Raw genomic sequence first — 16005 nt, 5'->3', positions numbered from 1 at the left:
ACAACGCCGAAGATGTTTTGGCGAAGAGAGATATTTTCAGCCTGATACAGATGACATCGACATGCAAAAGCGTGTTGATAAACAGAATTTGCCTGGCGGCTGTAGCGCGGTGGTCCCACCTGACCCCATGCCGAACTCAGAAGTGAAACGCCGTAGCGCCGATGGTAGTGTGGGGTCTCCCCATGCGAGAGTAGGGAACTGCCAGGCATCAAATTGCAGTAAACCGGGATGAAGAATCCGGGTAGTGACAAAGAAATTCGGTGGAGCGGTAGTTCAGTTGGTTAGAATACCTGCCTGTCACGCAGGGGGTCGCGGGTTCGAGTCCCGTCCGTTCCGCCACTTATTAGAAAATTAAGCCTGCTACTAAGCAGGCTTAATGATAAGAAGATTTAGGGGCGTAGCTCAGTTGGTAGAGCACCGGTCTCCAAAACCGGGTGTCGCGAGTTCGAGTCTCTCCGCCCCTGCCAGAAACAATCCTTAGCATTATTGCTAAGGATTTTTTTTTACCTGTAATTTGAGTTTTTCCTTCTTTCTATTTTACTCCCGGCATCCTTGCCAGCGTTTTCCTTAATCTTCCAGAATATTCGTTCTCAGCAGATCGCAAATCAGCGCATGTTTATCGCTATTTTGCAGCCAAACTGCATATAACGGGCGTGAAAGCGTTGTACTGTCGGTAACCGTATGGAGATCACTTTTACCTTTAGCCCAGCTGACCGGTAGCCAGCTAAAACCTTTGAGGACTGAAAGTTGCTGCCTGGCTAATTCTGCCGAACTGGTGGTAAGTACCGGCACTTCATCTCCCGCAATCAATCCAGCCTCGTGTTGCTGAAAGTCAGGTCCCCATTCCAGACGCAGATAATTCAGTTCATCTTTGGTTTGTGAAGGAGAACTGCAATACAGCGCCAGCGTGAAATATCCCAACAGTTGGCTGCTAAATTCGTCCATTTTGGGCGTTTCGGTAGTAATCAATAGATCAAGCTGTCGTTCATGAAGCTGTTTTACTAACGACTGTCGCTGCGCGATCCTCGCTTCAAATTGCAGGCTGGATTGTGGCTCCTGGGATTGGTACAAACGCCCCAGCCAGCCATTAAGCATGCATTCCCAGAGGGATGCGCTGGCACCAATAGAAAACTCGTTATGCCGCGAGGTATTCGCAACCTCCTTACGTGCTGCTTGCCACGTATTCATCAGCGTTTCAGCGTAAGGTAATAATTTTTCACCTGCAGCGGTTAAACGGATATTGTTTCTGTGTCGGGTGAACAGGTTTACACCCAATTGATTTTCCAGTTGTCTGATCCGAAAACTAACCGCTGATTGGGTCAGATAGAGCGCTTCAGCAGCCCTGCCAAAGTGGCGTGTCCGGCTAACTTCCAGGAAAGTTTTTAACAATTCCGTATCCACAACTCGCTCCATAAAATTATTTGTCGTTATGATTTAAATCTTTTGTTTGACGCTCTGTCAAGCGTAACTAATACTCCGCGCCATAAATAGCTCGGCCAAAGAATTAGGAGCGTGCAGGATGGCGGAAAGCTTTACGACGACTAATCGATATTTCGATAATAAATATTATCCCCGCGGATTCTCCCGTCATGGTGATTTCACCATTAAAGAAGCACAACTGCTTGAGCGTCACGGTTATGCTTTCAACGAGCTGGATCTGGGCAAGCGTGAGCCGGTAACGGAAGAAGAAAAACTGTTTGTTGCGGTATGCCGTGGTGAGCGCGAACCGGTTACCGAAGCTGAACGTGTGTGGTCCAAATACATGACGCGAATTAAGCGTCCAAAACGCTTCCACACGCTGTCTGGCGGGAAACCTCAGGTGGAAGGTGCGGAAGACTACACCGAATCTGATGATTAATAAAAAAGGGCGAAAGCCCTTTTTTTATGCCAGTAGTTTCTGCAAATGAATGAGTAATCTGTCTATCGCCCGATACCCAACAGCCTCCTGTAAGTGCTGGCGAGATATATGGTCAGATTGTTCTATATCCGCGATCGTTCGAGCGACCTTTATCAGGCGTAACCAGGCGCGGATGGATAATCCGAGATGCGCGAGCGTTTCTTCAAGCCACTGCGCATCGTCGCTACGCAGTGGACAGTATTTATGGATATCCTGACTGTCCAGTTGCGCATTTAACTTATTCTGCCGCCGATACTGACGCTCTCGTGCTGCTATAACGCGTTGCTTCACCGTTGCGCTATCTTCCCCTTTTACCTGGCTCTGGCTGAGTATGCCGGGCGGCGGTAAGGGGATTTCGAGGGAGAGATCGAAGCGGTCAAGAAATGGGCCTGATAATCGATTGAGGTAGCGTAGCGTCTGCTCTGGGGTACAGCGGTTATGGTTCCCCTGATAATGTCCTGTTGGGCTAGGATTCATGGCAGCAATAAGCTGAAAACGCGCGGGGTAAGTTATTTTTGCCCGAGTGCGGGATAAATGAATCTGCCCGGACTCAATGGGCTCTCGCAGTGCATCCAGCGTGCGCCGCTCAAACTCGGGAAGTTCATCCAGAAACAGTATGCCGTTATGCGCCAGAGATATCTCGCCTGGCGCAGGAATAGAGCCGCCACCGACCATGGCAGTTAATGAAGCACTGTGATGCGGCGAACGAAAAGGGCGTTGTTTCCACTGTTTTTGTAGCGTGTCGGAATTGACCAGACTTAGAATCGCGGCGCTTTCCAGTGCTTCATCATTGCTCAGTGGCGGAAGCAATCCTCTCAGGCGACTGGCCAGCATGGTCTTACCCGTTCCCGGCGGCCCGATGAGTAAGAGGTTATGACCGCCAGCTGCGGTAAGCTCCAGCCCGCGTTTACCCTGTTCCTGGCCGATAACATCGCTCAGATCATCTGCTAATGCGCAGGGGGTAAAATCTGCCGATGATGGTCTGTCTAAATCATGCTTACCTTCGAGAAATGCGCATACGGCCTGTAGATGATCGGCTATCAGGCACCCTTCACCGTGTATCAGTCCCACTTCAGCTGCATTCTCTTTTGCGACAATAATTCTCCTGCCTGCGCGAATAGCTTCAGTTGCACTTGATATCGCACCGGGAACGCCGCGTAACGCGCCTGTAAGCGCTAATTCGCCTACCAGCTCATATGTATCGAGGTTATGGGTTGTAAGCTGCTCAGACGCTGCCAGAAGCGCAACTGCGATAGGTAAATCATATCGTCCCCCTTCTTTCGGGAGATCGGCCGGAGCGAGGTTTATGGTTATCTTCTTCGCCGGGAATTCATAACCGCTATTAATAATCGCACTGCGAACCCGATCGCGGGCTTCTTTTACCGTTGTTTCGGGTAATCCCACCATGGTTAAACCAGGCAAACCATTGCTGATATGTACCTCGATGGTAATGGCTGGCGCATTCACGCCCAGCGCAGCGCGTGTGTGAACAATCGATAGTGACATAAGCCCTCCTGATGAAAGCATTATGTCGCAATACATCGCGGCAAGATTTCACATAATTACGGTTTTTAGAGGCTTATTCCCGTGTTTTTATGTAGCTCAATACTGCTTGCATAAAGCCTGGAATAGCGCTCGCAAACGCTTTTGAATAACGTTTTTAGTAGGGAACGGGTTGCCGAGAATCACCTGAAACGTGAAATATTTTCACTTTTGATTTTTTGTATAAAAAACAACGATATTTATCTAAACCGTTAACGGCGTCAGAAAAACGAATAAAAAAATATCTTGTGTCATTTGCAAATTCTATGGTAACTCTTTAGGTATTCCTTCGAACAAGATGCAAGAAAATACAAAAATGACAGCCCTTCTACGAGTGATTAGCCTGGTCGTGATTAGCGTGGTGGTGATTATTATCCCACCGTGCGGGGCTGCACTTGGACGAGGAAAGGCTTAGAAAACAAGCCTTAACGAACTAAGACCCCCGCACCGAAAGGTCCGGGGGTTTTTTTTGACCTTAAAAACATACACGAGGAGCAGAAAGTGAACGGTAGCATAAAATTCTGTTTCTCAAGATTTACGGCGGGGATGTAACTATGAATGGGGCACAGTGGGTGGTACATGCGTTGCGTGCACAAGGGGTTCAAACCGTCTTTGGTTATCCTGGTGGCGCAATTATGCCGGTTTACGATGCGTTGTATGACGGCGGCGTAGAACACCTGTTGTGCCGACACGAGCAGGGCGCGGCAATGGCGGCAATTGGCTATGCCCGTGCGACCGGTAAAACCGGCGTGTGTATCGCCACTTCAGGTCCTGGCGCTACCAACCTGATCACCGGACTTGCCGATGCGCTGTTAGATTCTGTTCCTGTGGTGGCGATCACCGGTCAGGTGGCCTCACCTTTCATCGGAACGGATGCGTTTCAGGAAGTGGACGTTCTGGGTATGTCTTTGTCCTGCACCAAACACAGTTTCCTGGTGCAGTCACTGGAAGAGCTGCCGCGCATTATGGCAGAGGCTTTCGCTGTGGCGAACTCCGGTCGTCCGGGTCCGGTTCTGGTTGATATCCCGAAAGACATCCAGCTGGCCAGCGGTACGCTGGAGCCGTATTTTACGACCGTCGAAAACGTAGAGGATTTCCCGCACGCTGACGTTGAGCAGGCACGTAAAATGCTGGCGCAGGCGCAAAAACCGATCCTGTACGTCGGTGGCGGCGTTGGTATGGCGCAGGCGGTCCCGGCCCTGCGTGAATTTATCGCGGTAACCCAAATGCCGGTCGCCTGCACGCTGAAAGGTCTGGGCGCAGTAGAATCTGACTACCCATACTATTTGGGTATGTTGGGAATGCATGGCACTAAAGCGGCAAATTTCGCGGTGCAAGAATGTGATTTACTGATTGCAGTGGGCGCGCGTTTTGATGACCGGGTGACCGGTAAGCTGAATACCTTCGCACCGAACGCCAGCGTGATCCACATGGATATCGACCCTGCGGAAATGAACAAGCTGCGCCAGGCGCACGTCGCCCTGCAGGGTGATTTAAATTCTCTGCTGCCGGCATTGCAGCAATCTCTGAAGATTGACGCATGGCGTCAGCATAGCGCTGAACTGCGCACAGAGCATACCTGGCGCTATGATCATCCCGGTGAGGCTATCTACGCGCCACTGTTGTTGAAGCAGTTGTCCGATCGCAAACCCACGGACAGCGTAGTGACAACGGATGTTGGTCAGCATCAGATGTGGTCGGCGCAGCATATGACCTACACCCGCCCGGAAAATTTCATCACCTCGAGCGGTCTGGGTACGATGGGCTTTGGCCTGCCAGCAGCGGTTGGTGCGCAGGTTGCTCGCCCGAACGATACGGTAATCTGTATCTCCGGTGACGGCTCCTTCATGATGAATGTACAGGAGCTGGGCACCGTAAAACGCAAGCAGTTGCCGCTGAAAATAGTTTTACTCGACAACCAGCGGTTAGGCATGGTGCGACAATGGCAGCAGCTGTTTTTCCAGGAACGTTATAGCGAAACCACCCTTACCGATAACCCCGATTTCCTCATGTTGGCCAGCGCCTTCGGCATACCAGGTCAACACATCACCCGTAAAGACCAGGTTGAAGCGGCACTCGACACCATGCTGAACAGCGAGGGGCCATACCTGCTTCATGTCTCAATCGACGAACTTGAGAATGTCTGGCCTCTGGTACCGCCAGGTGCCAGTAACTCAGAAATGCTGGAGAAATTATCATGATGCAACATCAGGTCGCCGTTGAGGCTCGTTTCAATCCGGAAACGTTAGAACGTGTTTTACGCGTGGTACGCCATCGCGGTTTTCAGGTGTGCTCCATGAATATGGAAGCCGCCAGCGATGCGCAAAATATAAATATCGAATTGACCGTTGCCAGCCCCCGGTCGGTCGACTTACTGTTTAGTCAGTTAAGTAAACTGGTAGACGTTGCACATGTTGCTATCTGCCAGAGCACAACCACATCACAACAAATCCGCGCCTGAGCGCAAAAGGAAGAAAAATGACGACGAAAAAAGCTGATTACATTTGGTCTAATGGCGAGATGATTCGTTGGGAAGACGCGAAGGTTCACGTGATGTCCCACGCGCTGCACTACGGTACTTCAGTATTCGAAGGCATCCGTTGCTACGATTCTCACAAAGGGCCGGTGGTGTTCCGTCATCGCGAACATATGCAGCGTCTGCGTGATTCAGCCAAGATCTATCGTTTTCCGGTTTCTCAGAGCGTTGATGAGCTGATGGAAGCTTGCCGCGAGGTGATTCGTAAAAACAATCTGACCAGCGCCTATATCCGTCCGCTGGTGTTTGTTGGAGACGTGGGGATGGGCGTTAATCCGCCAGCGGGATACACCACTGACGTGATCATCGCCGCGTTCCCGTGGGGTGCTTACCTTGGTGCAGAAGCGCTGGAGCAGGGGATCGACGCGATGGTTTCATCCTGGAACCGCGTGGCGCCGAACACCATCCCTACTGCTGCTAAAGCGGGCGGTAACTATCTGTCTTCGCTGCTGGTGGGTAGCGAAGCGCGTCGTCATGGCTATCAGGAAGGCATTGCGCTGGATGTGAATGGTTACATCTCCGAAGGTGCGGGCGAAAACCTGTTTGAAGTAAAAGACGGCATTCTGTTTACCCCGCCGTTTACCTCTTCCGCGCTGCCGGGTATCACTCGTGATGCGATCATTAAGCTGGCGAAAGATCTCGATATCGAAGTGCGTGAGCAGGTGCTGTCTCGTGAATCACTGTACCTGGCCGACGAAGTGTTCATGTCCGGTACCGCGGCCGAAATCACCCCAGTACGCAGTGTCGATGGTATCCAGGTGGGCGAAGGCCGCTGCGGTCCGGTCACCAAACGCATCCAGCAGGCCTTCTTTGGCCTCTTCACCGGCGAAACGGAAGATAAATACGGCTGGTTGGATTCAGTAAACCAATAACAAAATTAATATTTCCCCAAAATAATTCACGTTGCAGGAAGACGGCAACGCAGCAAGTCCCTGGAGCTTACTGGAGTAAGTGACTGGGGTGAGCGAGGCGGCCAACGCACCTGCGGCGTGAAGTATGCAGGGGAAAGACAGACGGGAGTTAATCAAGCATGCCTAAGTATCGTTCTGCCACCACCACCCACGGCCGCAATATGGCGGGTGCCCGCGCATTGTGGCGCGCCACCGGGATGACCGATGATGACTTCGGTAAACCGATTATCGCTGTGGTGAACTCCTTTACCCAGTTTGTGCCGGGTCACGTCCACCTGCGCGATCTCGGTAAGCTGGTTGCCGAACAAATCGAAGCCTCAGGCGGCGTGGCGAAAGAGTTCAACACCATTGCTGTGGATGATGGTATCGCCATGGGCCATGGCGGCATGCTGTATTCACTGCCGTCGCGTGAGCTGATCGCTGACTCCGTTGAGTACATGGTTAACGCCCACTGCGCCGATGCGATGGTCTGCATCTCCAACTGCGATAAAATCACCCCCGGGATGTTAATGGCCTCTCTGCGCCTGAACATCCCGGTTATCTTTGTTTCCGGCGGCCCGATGGAAGCCGGGAAAACTAAGCTCTCTGACCAAATCATCAAGCTCGACCTGGTTGATGCGATGATTCAGGGCGCTGACCCGAAAGTTTCCGACTCACAAAGCGAGCAGGTTGAACGTTCCGCTTGCCCAACCTGCGGCTCCTGTTCCGGTATGTTCACCGCTAACTCGATGAACTGCCTGACCGAAGCGCTGGGCTTGTCGCAGCCGGGTAACGGTTCGCTGTTGGCGACTCACGCCGACCGTAAAGAACTTTTCCTCACCGCAGGCCAGCGCATCGTCGAGCTGACCAAACGTTATTATGAGCAGGACGATGCTTCCGCGCTGCCGCGCAACATTGCCAGCAAGGCAGCGTTTGAGAACGCCATGACGCTGGATATCGCCATGGGCGGCTCCACCAACACCGTTCTGCACCTGCTGGCGGCCGCGCAGGAAGCGGAAATCGACTTCACCATGAGTGATATCGACAAGCTGTCCCGCAAAGTCCCGCAGCTGTGTAAAGTGGCGCCGAGTACGCAGAAATACCATATGGAAGACGTGCACCGCGCAGGCGGCGTACTGGGTATTTTAGGCGAACTGGATCGTGCTGGACTGCTGAACCGCGACGTGAAAAACGTGTTGGGGCTGACTCTGCCGCAAACGCTCGATCGGTATGACGTGATGTTGACCAAAGACGACGCGGTGAAAAAAATGTTCCGTGCAGGCCCGGCCGGCATTCGTACTACCCAGGCCTTCTCACAGGACTGCCGTTGGGATACGCTGGATGACGACCGCGCTGAAGGCTGCATTCGCTCGCTGGAGCACGCTTACAGCAAAGACGGCGGTCTGGCAGTCCTGTACGGTAACTTCGCGGAAAACGGCTGTATTGTAAAAACCGCAGGCGTGGATGACAGCATCCTGAAATTCACCGGTCCGGCAAAAGTGTATGAAAGCCAGGACGATGCGGTTGAAGCCATCCTCGGCGGTAAAGTGGTGGCTGGCGACGTGGTTGTCATTCGCTACGAAGGGCCGAAAGGCGGGCCAGGCATGCAGGAAATGCTCTACCCAACCACCTTCCTGAAATCGATGGGCCTCGGTAAGGCTTGCGCGCTGATTACCGACGGTCGTTTCTCCGGCGGTACTTCGGGGCTTTCCATTGGTCACGTTTCTCCGGAAGCGGCCAGCGGCGGTAATATCGCGATTATCGAAGATGGTGACATGATTGCCATCGATATCCCGAATCGTGGTATTCAACTGCAACTGAGTGATGCGGAAATCGCTGCGCGCCGTGAAGCGCAGGAAGCTCGCGGTGACAAAGCCTGGACGCCAAAAGATCGTCAGCGTCAGGTCTCCTTTGCACTGCGCGCCTACGCCAGCCTGGCAACCAGTGCCGACAAAGGTGCGGTGCGCGATAAGTCGAAGCTCGGGGGATAATGACCATGGCGGATTCACAACCTCTATCCGGCGCTCCTGAGGGCGCCGAGTATCTCAGAGCGGTACTGCGTGCGCCGGTATACGAAGCGGCACAGGTAACGCCGCTACAGAAAATGGAAAAACTCTCTTCGCGCCTCGACAACGTCATTCTGGTGAAGCGCGAAGACCGTCAACCCGTTCACAGCTTCAAGCTACGCGGTGCCTATGCCATGATGGCGGGCTTGACCGAAGAGCAAAAAGCGCATGGCGTCATTACCGCATCGGCTGGTAATCATGCTCAGGGCGTCGCTTTCTCTTCTGCGCGATTAGGCGTGAAGGCGCTGATTGTCATGCCAACGGCTACCGCCGATATCAAAGTCGATGCCGTTCGCGGCTTCGGCGGAGAAGTGCTGCTGCACGGCGCGAACTTTGATGAAGCCAAAGCCAAAGCGATTGAATTGTCGCAGCAGCAGGGTTTTACCTGGGTGCCGCCGTTCGATCATCCGATGGTGATTGCCGGGCAGGGCACGCTGGCGCTGGAGTTACTTCAGCAGGACGCGCATCTCGATCGCGTATTCGTACCAGTTGGTGGTGGCGGATTAGCGGCAGGTGTTGCGGTGCTGATAAAACAGCTGATGCCGCAAATCAAAGTGATTGCCGTGGAAGCGGAAGATTCGGCCTGTCTGAAAGCGGCGCTGGATGCCGGTCATCCGGTGGATCTGCCGCGTGTTGGTCTCTTTGCCGAAGGCGTGGCGGTGAAACGTATTGGCGATGAAACCTTCCGTCTGTGCCAGGAATACCTCGACGATATTATTACCGTGGATAGCGATGCTATTTGCGCGGCAATGAAAGACCTGTTCGAAGATGTACGCGCGGTGGCGGAGCCTTCCGGGGCGCTGGCGCTGGCGGGGATGAAAAAATACATCGCCCAGCATAATATTCGCGGTGAGCGTCTGGCGCATGTTCTTTCCGGCGCTAACGTTAACTTCCACGGCCTGCGCTACGTTTCTGAACGTTGCGAGCTGGGGGAACAGCGCGAAGCCTTGCTGGCCGTGACCATCCCGGAAGAAAAGGGCAGCTTCCTGAAGTTTTGCCAACTGCTGGGCGGGCGCTCGGTGACCGAGTTTAACTACCGCTTTGCTGATGCGAAAGACGCCTGCATTTTTGTCGGCGTACGTCTGAGCCGTGGGCTGGAAGAGCGTAAGGAAATCCTGCAACTGCTCAATGAGGGCGGCTATAGCGTGGTGGATCTGTCTGATGACGAGATGGCGAAGCTACACGTGCGCTATATGGTCGGTGGACGTCCGTCGAAACCCTTACAGGAACGTCTTTATAGCTTCGAATTTCCGGAGTCGCCGGGGGCGTTGCTCAAATTCCTGCATACCTTGGGGACGCACTGGAATATTTCATTGTTCCACTATCGCAGTCACGGCACTGACTATGGTCGTGTGCTGGCGGCGTTTGAGTTGGGTGAACACGAGCCTGATTTCGAAACGCGGCTGAATGAACTGGGTTATGACTGTCATGATGAAACACATAACCCGGCGTTCAGGTTCTTCCTGGCGGGTTAACGACAGCCATTAAAAAAGGGTTCATGTAAAAACATGAACCCTTTTTGCTACTGTATCAGCAGATTACAGCGTGATAACGTCGAATTCGACTTCGGTATTCACGTCAGCATCGTAATCCACACCGTCGAGGGCAAAACCGAACAGATTCAGGAATTCCTGCTTGTATCCTGCATAGTCAGTTTCTTGCGCCAGGTTTTCGGTAGTGATCAGCGGCCACAGATCGCGACATGCCTGCTGAATGTCGTCACGCAGTTCCCAGTCATCCATACGGATACGCTGGTTGTCATCAAGCGCCACTTTATCGCCGTACAGGCTGGTGGTCATCAGACGGTTGATCTGCTCAATACAACCTTCGTGAATCCCCTGCGCTTTCATCAGCTTGAAGACCATGGAGATGTACAGTGGCATTACCGGAATCGCAGAAGATGCCTGGGTGATAACGGACTTCAGTACGGCAACGTTAGCGGAACCGTTCAGTGGTGCCAGCTGGTTACGCAGCTCACCCGCCGCGCGATCGAGGTCTTCTTTCGCTTTGCCCAGCGCGCCGTGCCAGTAGATTGGCCAGGTCAGGTCGGTACCGATGTAGGAGTAGGCTACGGTTTTCACACCATCAGCCAGCACGCCCGCTTCGCTCAGCGCGCCCATCCACAGTTCCCAGTCTTCGCCGCCCATGACGGTGACGGTGTTCTGAACTTCTTCTTCGGTTGCCGGCTCAATGCTGGCGGTGATGATCTGATCTTTGTTGGTATCGATCGCTTTAGAGGTGTAAACCTCACCGATTGGCTTCAGCGCTGAACGGACGATTTCACCGGTTTTCGGCATTTTACGCACTGGGGAAGCCAGTGAGTAAACCACCAGGTCAATCTGACCCAGGTCTTCTTTGATCAGTTTGATCACTTCATCACGGCATTCGTCAGAGAACGCATCGCCGTTGATGCTCTTGGAGTACAGACCTTCACGCTTGGCTGCTTCGTCGAAAGCTGCAGAGTTATACCAGCCTGCGGAACCTGGTTTGGTATCCGTGCCCGGTTTTTCGAAAAATACGCCGATAGTGGCGGCACCGCTGCCAAAGGCGGCGGAAATTCTGGAAGCCAGACCGTAACCGGTGGAAGCACCGATCACCAGCACGCGAGACGGGCCGTTCTCGATTTTCCCGTTCTGCTTAACATACTCGATCTGCTTTTCCACGTTGACTTTGCAGCCAGTCGGATGGGTCGTTGTACAGATGAATCCACGAATTTTTGGTTTGATTATCATAATGATGGCTAATTAAGTTTGTATTTTCGCTGTCAAGTGCGCAATGACACCGTCTGTTCTGGCCTGCTTAACGCGATGGTTAACAAGCCCCCCACTACAATGGATCACGACATTATACAGAAAAGGAGCGCCAATACTGAATCTACCACTGATTTTAGACCTGACGCTGGCGCTACTCTGCGGATTTACGTTCCAGAACAATCTTCCAAAACGCGTCGATCAGCGGTTCATGCAGCCGCTTTTTCGGCGCGCAGACGCCAAGCTCGAACGGTGTTTTTTCGTCACTGCGCTCTAAAATCATCACGCGATTACGTACCGGCTCCGGGCTGTTTTCTAGCACCACTTCCGGCAGCAGCGCCACGCCGCAGCCCAGCGCCACCATTGAGACCATCGCTTCGTGGCCACCCACCGTGGCGTAAATCGATGGGTTGCTGATTTTGTGACGGCGGAACCACAGCTCGATACGGCGGCGTACTGGACCTTGATCGGCCATGATAAACGGCACCGTCGACCAGTCCGGCTTATCGACCGATACCTGATTACGCACCGGGCAGGGCAACGCCGGAGCGATCAACACAACCGTCAGATTCTCCAGCATCGAGAACGCCACCGCGCCAGGCAGTGTTTCGGGCTTACCGGCAATCGCCAGATCGGCTTCACCAGTAACCACTTTATCCATCGCATCGGCGGCGTCGCCGGTGGTGAGCTTAATTTCCACTGACGGATGCTCGGCGCGGAAACGGTCAAGGATTGGCGGCAGATGGCTGTAGGCGGCAGTTACCGAACAGAAAATATGCAGTTCGCCTGACAGCGACGGCCCTTGTTGATCGAGAGTGTGGCGTAACTGCTGGTACTGCAACAGCGTCTGTTGGGCAAACACGCGCAGCTCTTCACCGGCTTCGGTCAGCGTAACCGTACGGTTATCGCGCACAAACAGCGGCTGGCCGAGGTCTTCTTCGAGGCGCTGAATTTGTCGGGAAAGCGTGGATGGGCTGACGTGCATTGCCCGCGCGCTGCGGCCAAAGTGACGACTTTCAGCCAAATGCAGGAACATTTTCAGATCGCGTAAATCCACAGACGAGCCTCCGATTTTCTACGTTGCATAAATTGCAATGTGACGTTGTGAATATATCAATTTCCGCAATAAATTTCCTGTTGTAATGTGGATTCAATCTCGCAAATACAAATCTGCGAACCGAATAATAAGCACCACAACACAACATCACGGAGTACACCATCATGGCTAACTACTTTAATACACTGAACCTGCGCCAGCAGCTGGCACAGCTGGGTAAATGTCGCTTTATGGGTCGCGACGAATTCGCCGATGGTGCGAGCTACCTTCAGGGTAAAAAAGTGGTCATCGTCGGCTGTGGCGCCCAGGGTCTGAACCAGGGCCTGAACATGCGTGACTCCGGTCTGGATATCTCCTACGCACTGCGTAAAGAAGCCATTGCTGAGAAGCGTGCTTCCTGGCGTAAAGCGACCGAAAACGGCTTCAAAGTGGGTACCTACGAAGAGCTGATCCCGCAGGCTGATCTGGTGGTTAACCTGACTCCGGACAAGCAGCACTCCGACGTTGTGCGTTCTGTACAGCCGCTGATGAAAGACGGTGCAGCGCTGGGTTACTCCCACGGCTTCAACATCGTGGAAGTTGGCGAGCAGATCCGTAAAGACATCACCGTCGTGATGGTGGCACCGAAGTGCCCGGGTACTGAAGTTCGTGAAGAGTACAAACGTGGTTTCGGCGTACCTACGCTGATCGCCGTTCACCCGGAAAACGATCCGAAAGGCGAAGGCATGGCGATTGCTAAAGCCTGGGCTGCGGCCACCGGCGGTCACCGTGCTGGCGTACTGGAGTCCTCCTTCGTGGCGGAAGTGAAATCTGACCTGATGGGTGAGCAGACTATCCTGTGCGGTATGCTGCAGGCCGGTTCTCTGCTGTGCTTCGATAAGCTGGTAGAAGAAGGTACTGACCCGGCATATGCTGAAAAACTGATTCAGTTCGGCTGGGAAACCATCACCGAAGCGCTGAAGCAGGGCGGCATCACTCTGATGATGGACCGTCTGTCTAACCCGGCGAAACTGCGTGCTTACGCGCTGTCCGAACAGCTGAAAGAGATCATGGCGCCGCTGTTCCAGAAACACATGGACGACATCATCTCCGGTGAATTCTCTTCCGGCATGATGGCTGACTGGGCCAACGACGATAAGAAACTGCTGACCTGGCGTGAAGAGACCGGCAAAACCGCGTTCGAAACCGCTGCCCAGTTCGACGGTAAAATCGGCGAGCAGGAATACTTTGATAAAGGCGTTCTGATGATTGCGATGGTGAAAGCGGGCGTTGAGCTGGCGTTCGAAACCATGGTGGATTCCGGCATCATCGAAGAATCTGCTTACTACGAATCACTGCACGAACTGCCGCTGATCGCCAACACTATTGCCCGTAAGCGTCTGTACGAAATGAACGTGGTTATCTCTGATACCGCAGAATACGGCAACTACCTGTTCTCTTACGCTTGCGTACCGCTGCTGAAAGAGTTCATGACCACCCTGCAGACCGGCGACCTGGGCAAAGCGATTGCTGAAGGCGCGGTAGACAACGCGCAGCTGCGTGACGTGAACGATGCGATTCGCGGTCATGCTATCGAGAAAGTGGGCCAGAAACTGCGTGGCTACATGACCGATATGAAGCGCATTGCGGTCGCAGGATAATTCCTCATAGAGGAATGGCATATCAACAGCGCTTCGTAGGCCGGATAAGCGAAGCGCTATCCGGCAAAAAAAGCCCGGTGTTTAAACACCGGGCTTTCTATTAGTTACGGTACAGCACTTTAATGATGTGGTAACCGAACTGAGTGTGCAGCGGGCCGGTTGGCTCCAGCACAGGGCAGGAAAAGACCACTTTATCGAACGCCGGAACCATCTGGCCCTGACGGAATTCGCCTAAATCACCGCCGCGTTTGCCTGATGGGCAGATGGAGTGTTTCTTCGCCAGTTTGCCGAAGTCGGCGCCGTTTTTAATCTGTTCCAGAAGATCCAGTGCCAGTTTCTCTTCTTTAACAAGGATATGCACTGCTGCTGCTGTTTTTGCCATGATCGTGCCTTCAAAAGGGGGTCTGTAAGGCTCGCGATTTTAGCATGGCTTACCGTCGATACAGCACTTTGATGATGTGGTAGCCAAATTTGGTTTTTACAGGCCCGTAAGGTTTAAGCAGTGGGCAGCTAAACACAGCGGCATCAAATGGTCCCACCATCATCCCCTGTTTGAACTCGCCCAGATCGCCTCCGTTGCGCCCAGAGGGGCAGCGAGAATAGCGTTTTGCCAAATGATCGAAGCTAATACCGCGATCCAGCTTGCTCAGGATCTCCAGAGCTAATTTCTCTTCTTTTACCAGGATATGTAGGGCTGCCGCGCTCTTAGCCATTATTTTGTTCTCATGTCTCAAAGATGTCCCATTACTTTATCACCCGTCTTAGTCGTGGACATATACTCTTCGCCATCGCGGGACAGATGTCTCGCCTGATGTATGGAAACGGGAGATGAGCGACATTTTCTCTGCCGCATTCCCTTTTGCCGGGGACCTCCGTCCTGTCCCTACAGCCATGGAGCGAGATATCATGGATACAATGAAAAAAACTGAATTTTCAGTCGGATGGCTTACCGGGCTGGGTGATATTGTTCGCGATCCACAGCTCTATGAATTATTGAAATATTGCCCTCTGGACATCATGCAGCGCTGGCGTTTTGAAGAGATCCAACGCGGTGCCTTTATCTGTCGGCAAGGGGAAATATGTCAGCGTTTTTCGCTGATTATTGCCGGTGAAGTCGATGTTTTCTATGAGGCTGAAGATGGACGTCGTTATCGTCAAGCCCGCTACCGGAAAGGCGATATGCTGGGCGAACTCGAGATTTTTGAGTCGCGCCATTACATCTGTTCGGTAGTGGCGGTAGGACATGTGCAGCTTCTGAGTTTATCGCAGGAATACTTCAGCCGCTGGCTGGCGTTAGATAACCATTTTAACCAGCGGATGCTGCGCTTCTTTAGTCAGCAATATTACCAGCTGTCGAAAAAGGCCAGCAGCGACAATCTTTACTCGCTGTATCAGCGAGTGTGCCAGGCGTTATGGCTGCGTTATCAACAAGATGGCACGAATGAAATTTTGCTGGATAAGCTAAACCTCAGTCAGGAACTGGCGGCGACGACCCGTAGTATTAACCGTATTTTACATGACCTGAAAGCGCTACAGATTATTGATACCGATGGTGAAAGTATTGTGTTGTCAGCCCCTGAAAAATTAAAGCGGGAGGCTGATATCGGATAACCGCAAGAGTGAAGGA

Annotated in this window: 15 protein-coding genes, 2 tRNA genes and 1 rRNA gene; 12 read left to right on the top strand and 6 right to left on the bottom strand. The window is 52.9% G+C overall.

Translation table 11 applies throughout. From position 1 onward, the window contains the following. The first annotated feature begins 91 nt into the window (after positions 1–91). The 3 genes from rrf (at position 92) to OGX86_RS22700 (ending at position 467) form a co-directional block, all read left to right on the top strand. Positions 92–207 (top strand): 5S ribosomal RNA (gene rrf, locus OGX86_RS22710). A 55-nt stretch (positions 208–262) separates the two neighbouring features. After that, positions 263–339 (top strand) — tRNA-Asp (locus OGX86_RS22705). 52 nt (positions 340–391) lie between these two features. Continuing rightward, positions 392–467 (top strand) — tRNA-Trp (locus OGX86_RS22700). Between the two features lie 100 nt (positions 468–567). On the opposite strand, the gene hdfR is transcribed toward OGX86_RS22700, so the two are convergent. Continuing rightward, positions 568–1413, bottom strand: coding sequence for an HTH-type transcriptional regulator HdfR (gene hdfR, locus OGX86_RS22695; protein WP_008787063.1), 846 nt, complete (start codon positions 1411–1413; stop codon positions 568–570). A gap of 106 nt (positions 1414–1519) precedes the next feature. Here hdfR and maoP point away from each other — a divergent pair, with 106 nt between their 5' ends. After that, complete coding sequence (maoP, locus tag OGX86_RS22690) at positions 1520–1858, top strand: macrodomain Ori organization protein MaoP (protein ID WP_003018025.1); 339 nt, start codon at positions 1520–1522, stop codon at positions 1856–1858. A 24-nt stretch (positions 1859–1882) separates the two neighbouring features. On the opposite strand, the gene OGX86_RS22685 is transcribed toward maoP, so the two are convergent. Further along, positions 1883–3403 carry a YifB family Mg chelatase-like AAA ATPase gene (locus tag OGX86_RS22685; protein ID WP_020996103.1) on the bottom strand — a complete coding sequence of 507 codons (1521 nt, stop codon included), beginning with the start codon at positions 3401–3403 and terminating at the stop codon, positions 1883–1885. Positions 3404–3755: 352 nt separating this feature from the next. Here OGX86_RS22685 and ilvL point away from each other — a divergent pair, with 352 nt between their 5' ends. From ilvL to ilvA, 6 genes are all read left to right on the top strand, one after another. Beyond that, a complete protein-coding gene (ilvL, locus tag OGX86_RS22680) occupies positions 3756–3854 on the top strand; it encodes an ilv operon leader peptide (protein WP_001311244.1) in 99 nt (32 codons plus the stop codon). A gap of 139 nt (positions 3855–3993) precedes the next feature. Then, a complete protein-coding gene (gene ilvG, locus OGX86_RS22675; RefSeq protein WP_048227383.1) occupies positions 3994–5640 on the top strand; it encodes an acetolactate synthase 2 catalytic subunit in 1647 nt (548 codons plus the stop codon). Continuing rightward, positions 5637–5900, top strand: coding sequence for an acetolactate synthase 2 small subunit (gene ilvM, locus OGX86_RS22670; protein WP_003018017.1), 264 nt, complete (start codon positions 5637–5639; stop codon positions 5898–5900). Before ilvG ends, ilvM begins: the two co-directional genes overlap by 4 nt. Positions 5901–5917: 17 nt before the next feature. Continuing rightward, the gene (locus OGX86_RS22665; protein ID WP_003829030.1) at positions 5918–6847 is read left to right on the top strand and encodes a branched-chain amino acid transaminase; all 930 of its coding nucleotides are present in this window, start codon (positions 5918–5920) and stop codon (positions 6845–6847) included. 158 nt (positions 6848–7005) lie between these two features. Then, on the top strand, positions 7006–8856 hold the full coding sequence (ilvD, locus tag OGX86_RS22660; RefSeq protein WP_008787065.1) for a dihydroxy-acid dehydratase: 1851 nt from the start codon (positions 7006–7008) through the stop codon (positions 8854–8856). 5 nt (positions 8857–8861) lie between these two features. Then, entirely contained in the window at positions 8862–10406 is a 1545-nt protein-coding gene (gene ilvA, locus OGX86_RS22655) for a threonine ammonia-lyase, biosynthetic (RefSeq protein ID WP_003018007.1), read from the top strand. 63 nt (positions 10407–10469) lie between these two features. Here the strand turns inward: ilvA and fabV are convergent, their stop codons facing one another. Both fabV and ilvY read right to left on the bottom strand, forming a co-directional pair. Further along, the gene (fabV, locus tag OGX86_RS22650) at positions 10470–11663 is read right to left on the bottom strand and encodes an enoyl-ACP reductase FabV (RefSeq protein WP_008787067.1); all 1194 of its coding nucleotides are present in this window, start codon (positions 11661–11663) and stop codon (positions 10470–10472) included. 172 nt (positions 11664–11835) lie between these two features. Beyond that, positions 11836–12738 carry an HTH-type transcriptional activator IlvY gene (gene ilvY / locus OGX86_RS22645; RefSeq protein ID WP_003829023.1) on the bottom strand — a complete coding sequence of 301 codons (903 nt, stop codon included), beginning with the start codon at positions 12736–12738 and terminating at the stop codon, positions 11836–11838. A gap of 164 nt (positions 12739–12902) precedes the next feature. Here ilvY and ilvC point away from each other — a divergent pair, with 164 nt between their 5' ends. Continuing rightward, positions 12903–14378, top strand: a complete 1476-nt coding sequence (gene ilvC, locus OGX86_RS22640; protein ID WP_003829020.1) for a ketol-acid reductoisomerase — start codon at positions 12903–12905, stop codon at positions 14376–14378. Positions 14379–14478: 100 nt separating this feature from the next. On the opposite strand, the gene ppiC (OGX86_RS22635) is transcribed toward ilvC, so the two are convergent. Continuing rightward, complete coding sequence (ppiC, locus tag OGX86_RS22635) at positions 14479–14760, bottom strand: peptidylprolyl isomerase PpiC (protein WP_003017999.1); 282 nt, start codon at positions 14758–14760, stop codon at positions 14479–14481. A 49-nt stretch (positions 14761–14809) separates the two neighbouring features. After that, entirely contained in the window at positions 14810–15091 is a 282-nt protein-coding gene (gene ppiC, locus OGX86_RS22630) for a peptidylprolyl isomerase PpiC (protein WP_038634595.1), read from the bottom strand. A gap of 193 nt (positions 15092–15284) precedes the next feature. Here ppiC (OGX86_RS22630) and OGX86_RS22625 point away from each other — a divergent pair, with 193 nt between their 5' ends. Next, positions 15285–15989: a Crp/Fnr family transcriptional regulator gene (locus OGX86_RS22625; RefSeq protein WP_191238982.1), complete on the top strand. Its 705-nt coding sequence runs from the start codon at positions 15285–15287 to the stop codon at positions 15987–15989. The last annotated feature ends 16 nt before the right edge of the window (positions 15990–16005 follow it).

It is taken from the genome of Citrobacter sp. Cpo040, from assembly GCF_030332915.1.
Taxonomy (GTDB): Bacteria; Pseudomonadota; Gammaproteobacteria; order Enterobacterales; family Enterobacteriaceae; genus Citrobacter; species Citrobacter portucalensis.
The sequence above is the reverse complement of the archived record's forward strand: the minus strand, read 5'-3'. Positions and strand labels throughout refer to the sequence as shown.

Excerpts from the sequence above, each read along its gene's own strand:
- hdfR (WP_008787063.1), bottom strand. The coding sequence starts at position 1,413 with ATGGAGCGAGTTGTGGATACGGAATTGTTAAAAACTTTCCTGGAAGTT.
- maoP (WP_003018025.1), top strand. The coding sequence starts at position 1,520 with ATGGCGGAAAGCTTTACGACGACTAATCGATATTTCGATAATAAATAT.
- OGX86_RS22685 (WP_020996103.1), bottom strand. The coding sequence starts at position 3,403 with ATGTCACTATCGATTGTTCACACACGCGCTGCGCTGGGCGTGAATGCG.
- ilvL (WP_001311244.1), top strand. The coding sequence starts at position 3,756 with ATGACAGCCCTTCTACGAGTGATTAGCCTGGTCGTGATTAGCGTGGTG.
- ilvG (WP_048227383.1), top strand. The coding sequence starts at position 3,994 with ATGAATGGGGCACAGTGGGTGGTACATGCGTTGCGTGCACAAGGGGTT.
- ilvM (WP_003018017.1), top strand. The coding sequence starts at position 5,637 with ATGATGCAACATCAGGTCGCCGTTGAGGCTCGTTTCAATCCGGAAACG.
- OGX86_RS22665 (WP_003829030.1), top strand. The coding sequence starts at position 5,918 with ATGACGACGAAAAAAGCTGATTACATTTGGTCTAATGGCGAGATGATT.
- ilvD (WP_008787065.1), top strand. The coding sequence starts at position 7,006 with ATGCCTAAGTATCGTTCTGCCACCACCACCCACGGCCGCAATATGGCG.
- ilvA (WP_003018007.1), top strand. The coding sequence starts at position 8,862 with ATGGCGGATTCACAACCTCTATCCGGCGCTCCTGAGGGCGCCGAGTAT.
- fabV (WP_008787067.1), bottom strand. The coding sequence starts at position 11,663 with ATGATAATCAAACCAAAAATTCGTGGATTCATCTGTACAACGACCCAT.
- ilvC (WP_003829020.1), top strand. The coding sequence starts at position 12,903 with ATGGCTAACTACTTTAATACACTGAACCTGCGCCAGCAGCTGGCACAG.
- ppiC (WP_003017999.1), bottom strand. The coding sequence starts at position 14,760 with ATGGCAAAAACAGCAGCAGCAGTGCATATCCTTGTTAAAGAAGAGAAA.
- ppiC (WP_038634595.1), bottom strand. The coding sequence starts at position 15,091 with ATGGCTAAGAGCGCGGCAGCCCTACATATCCTGGTAAAAGAAGAGAAA.
- OGX86_RS22625 (WP_191238982.1), top strand. The coding sequence starts at position 15,285 with ATGGATACAATGAAAAAAACTGAATTTTCAGTCGGATGGCTTACCGGG.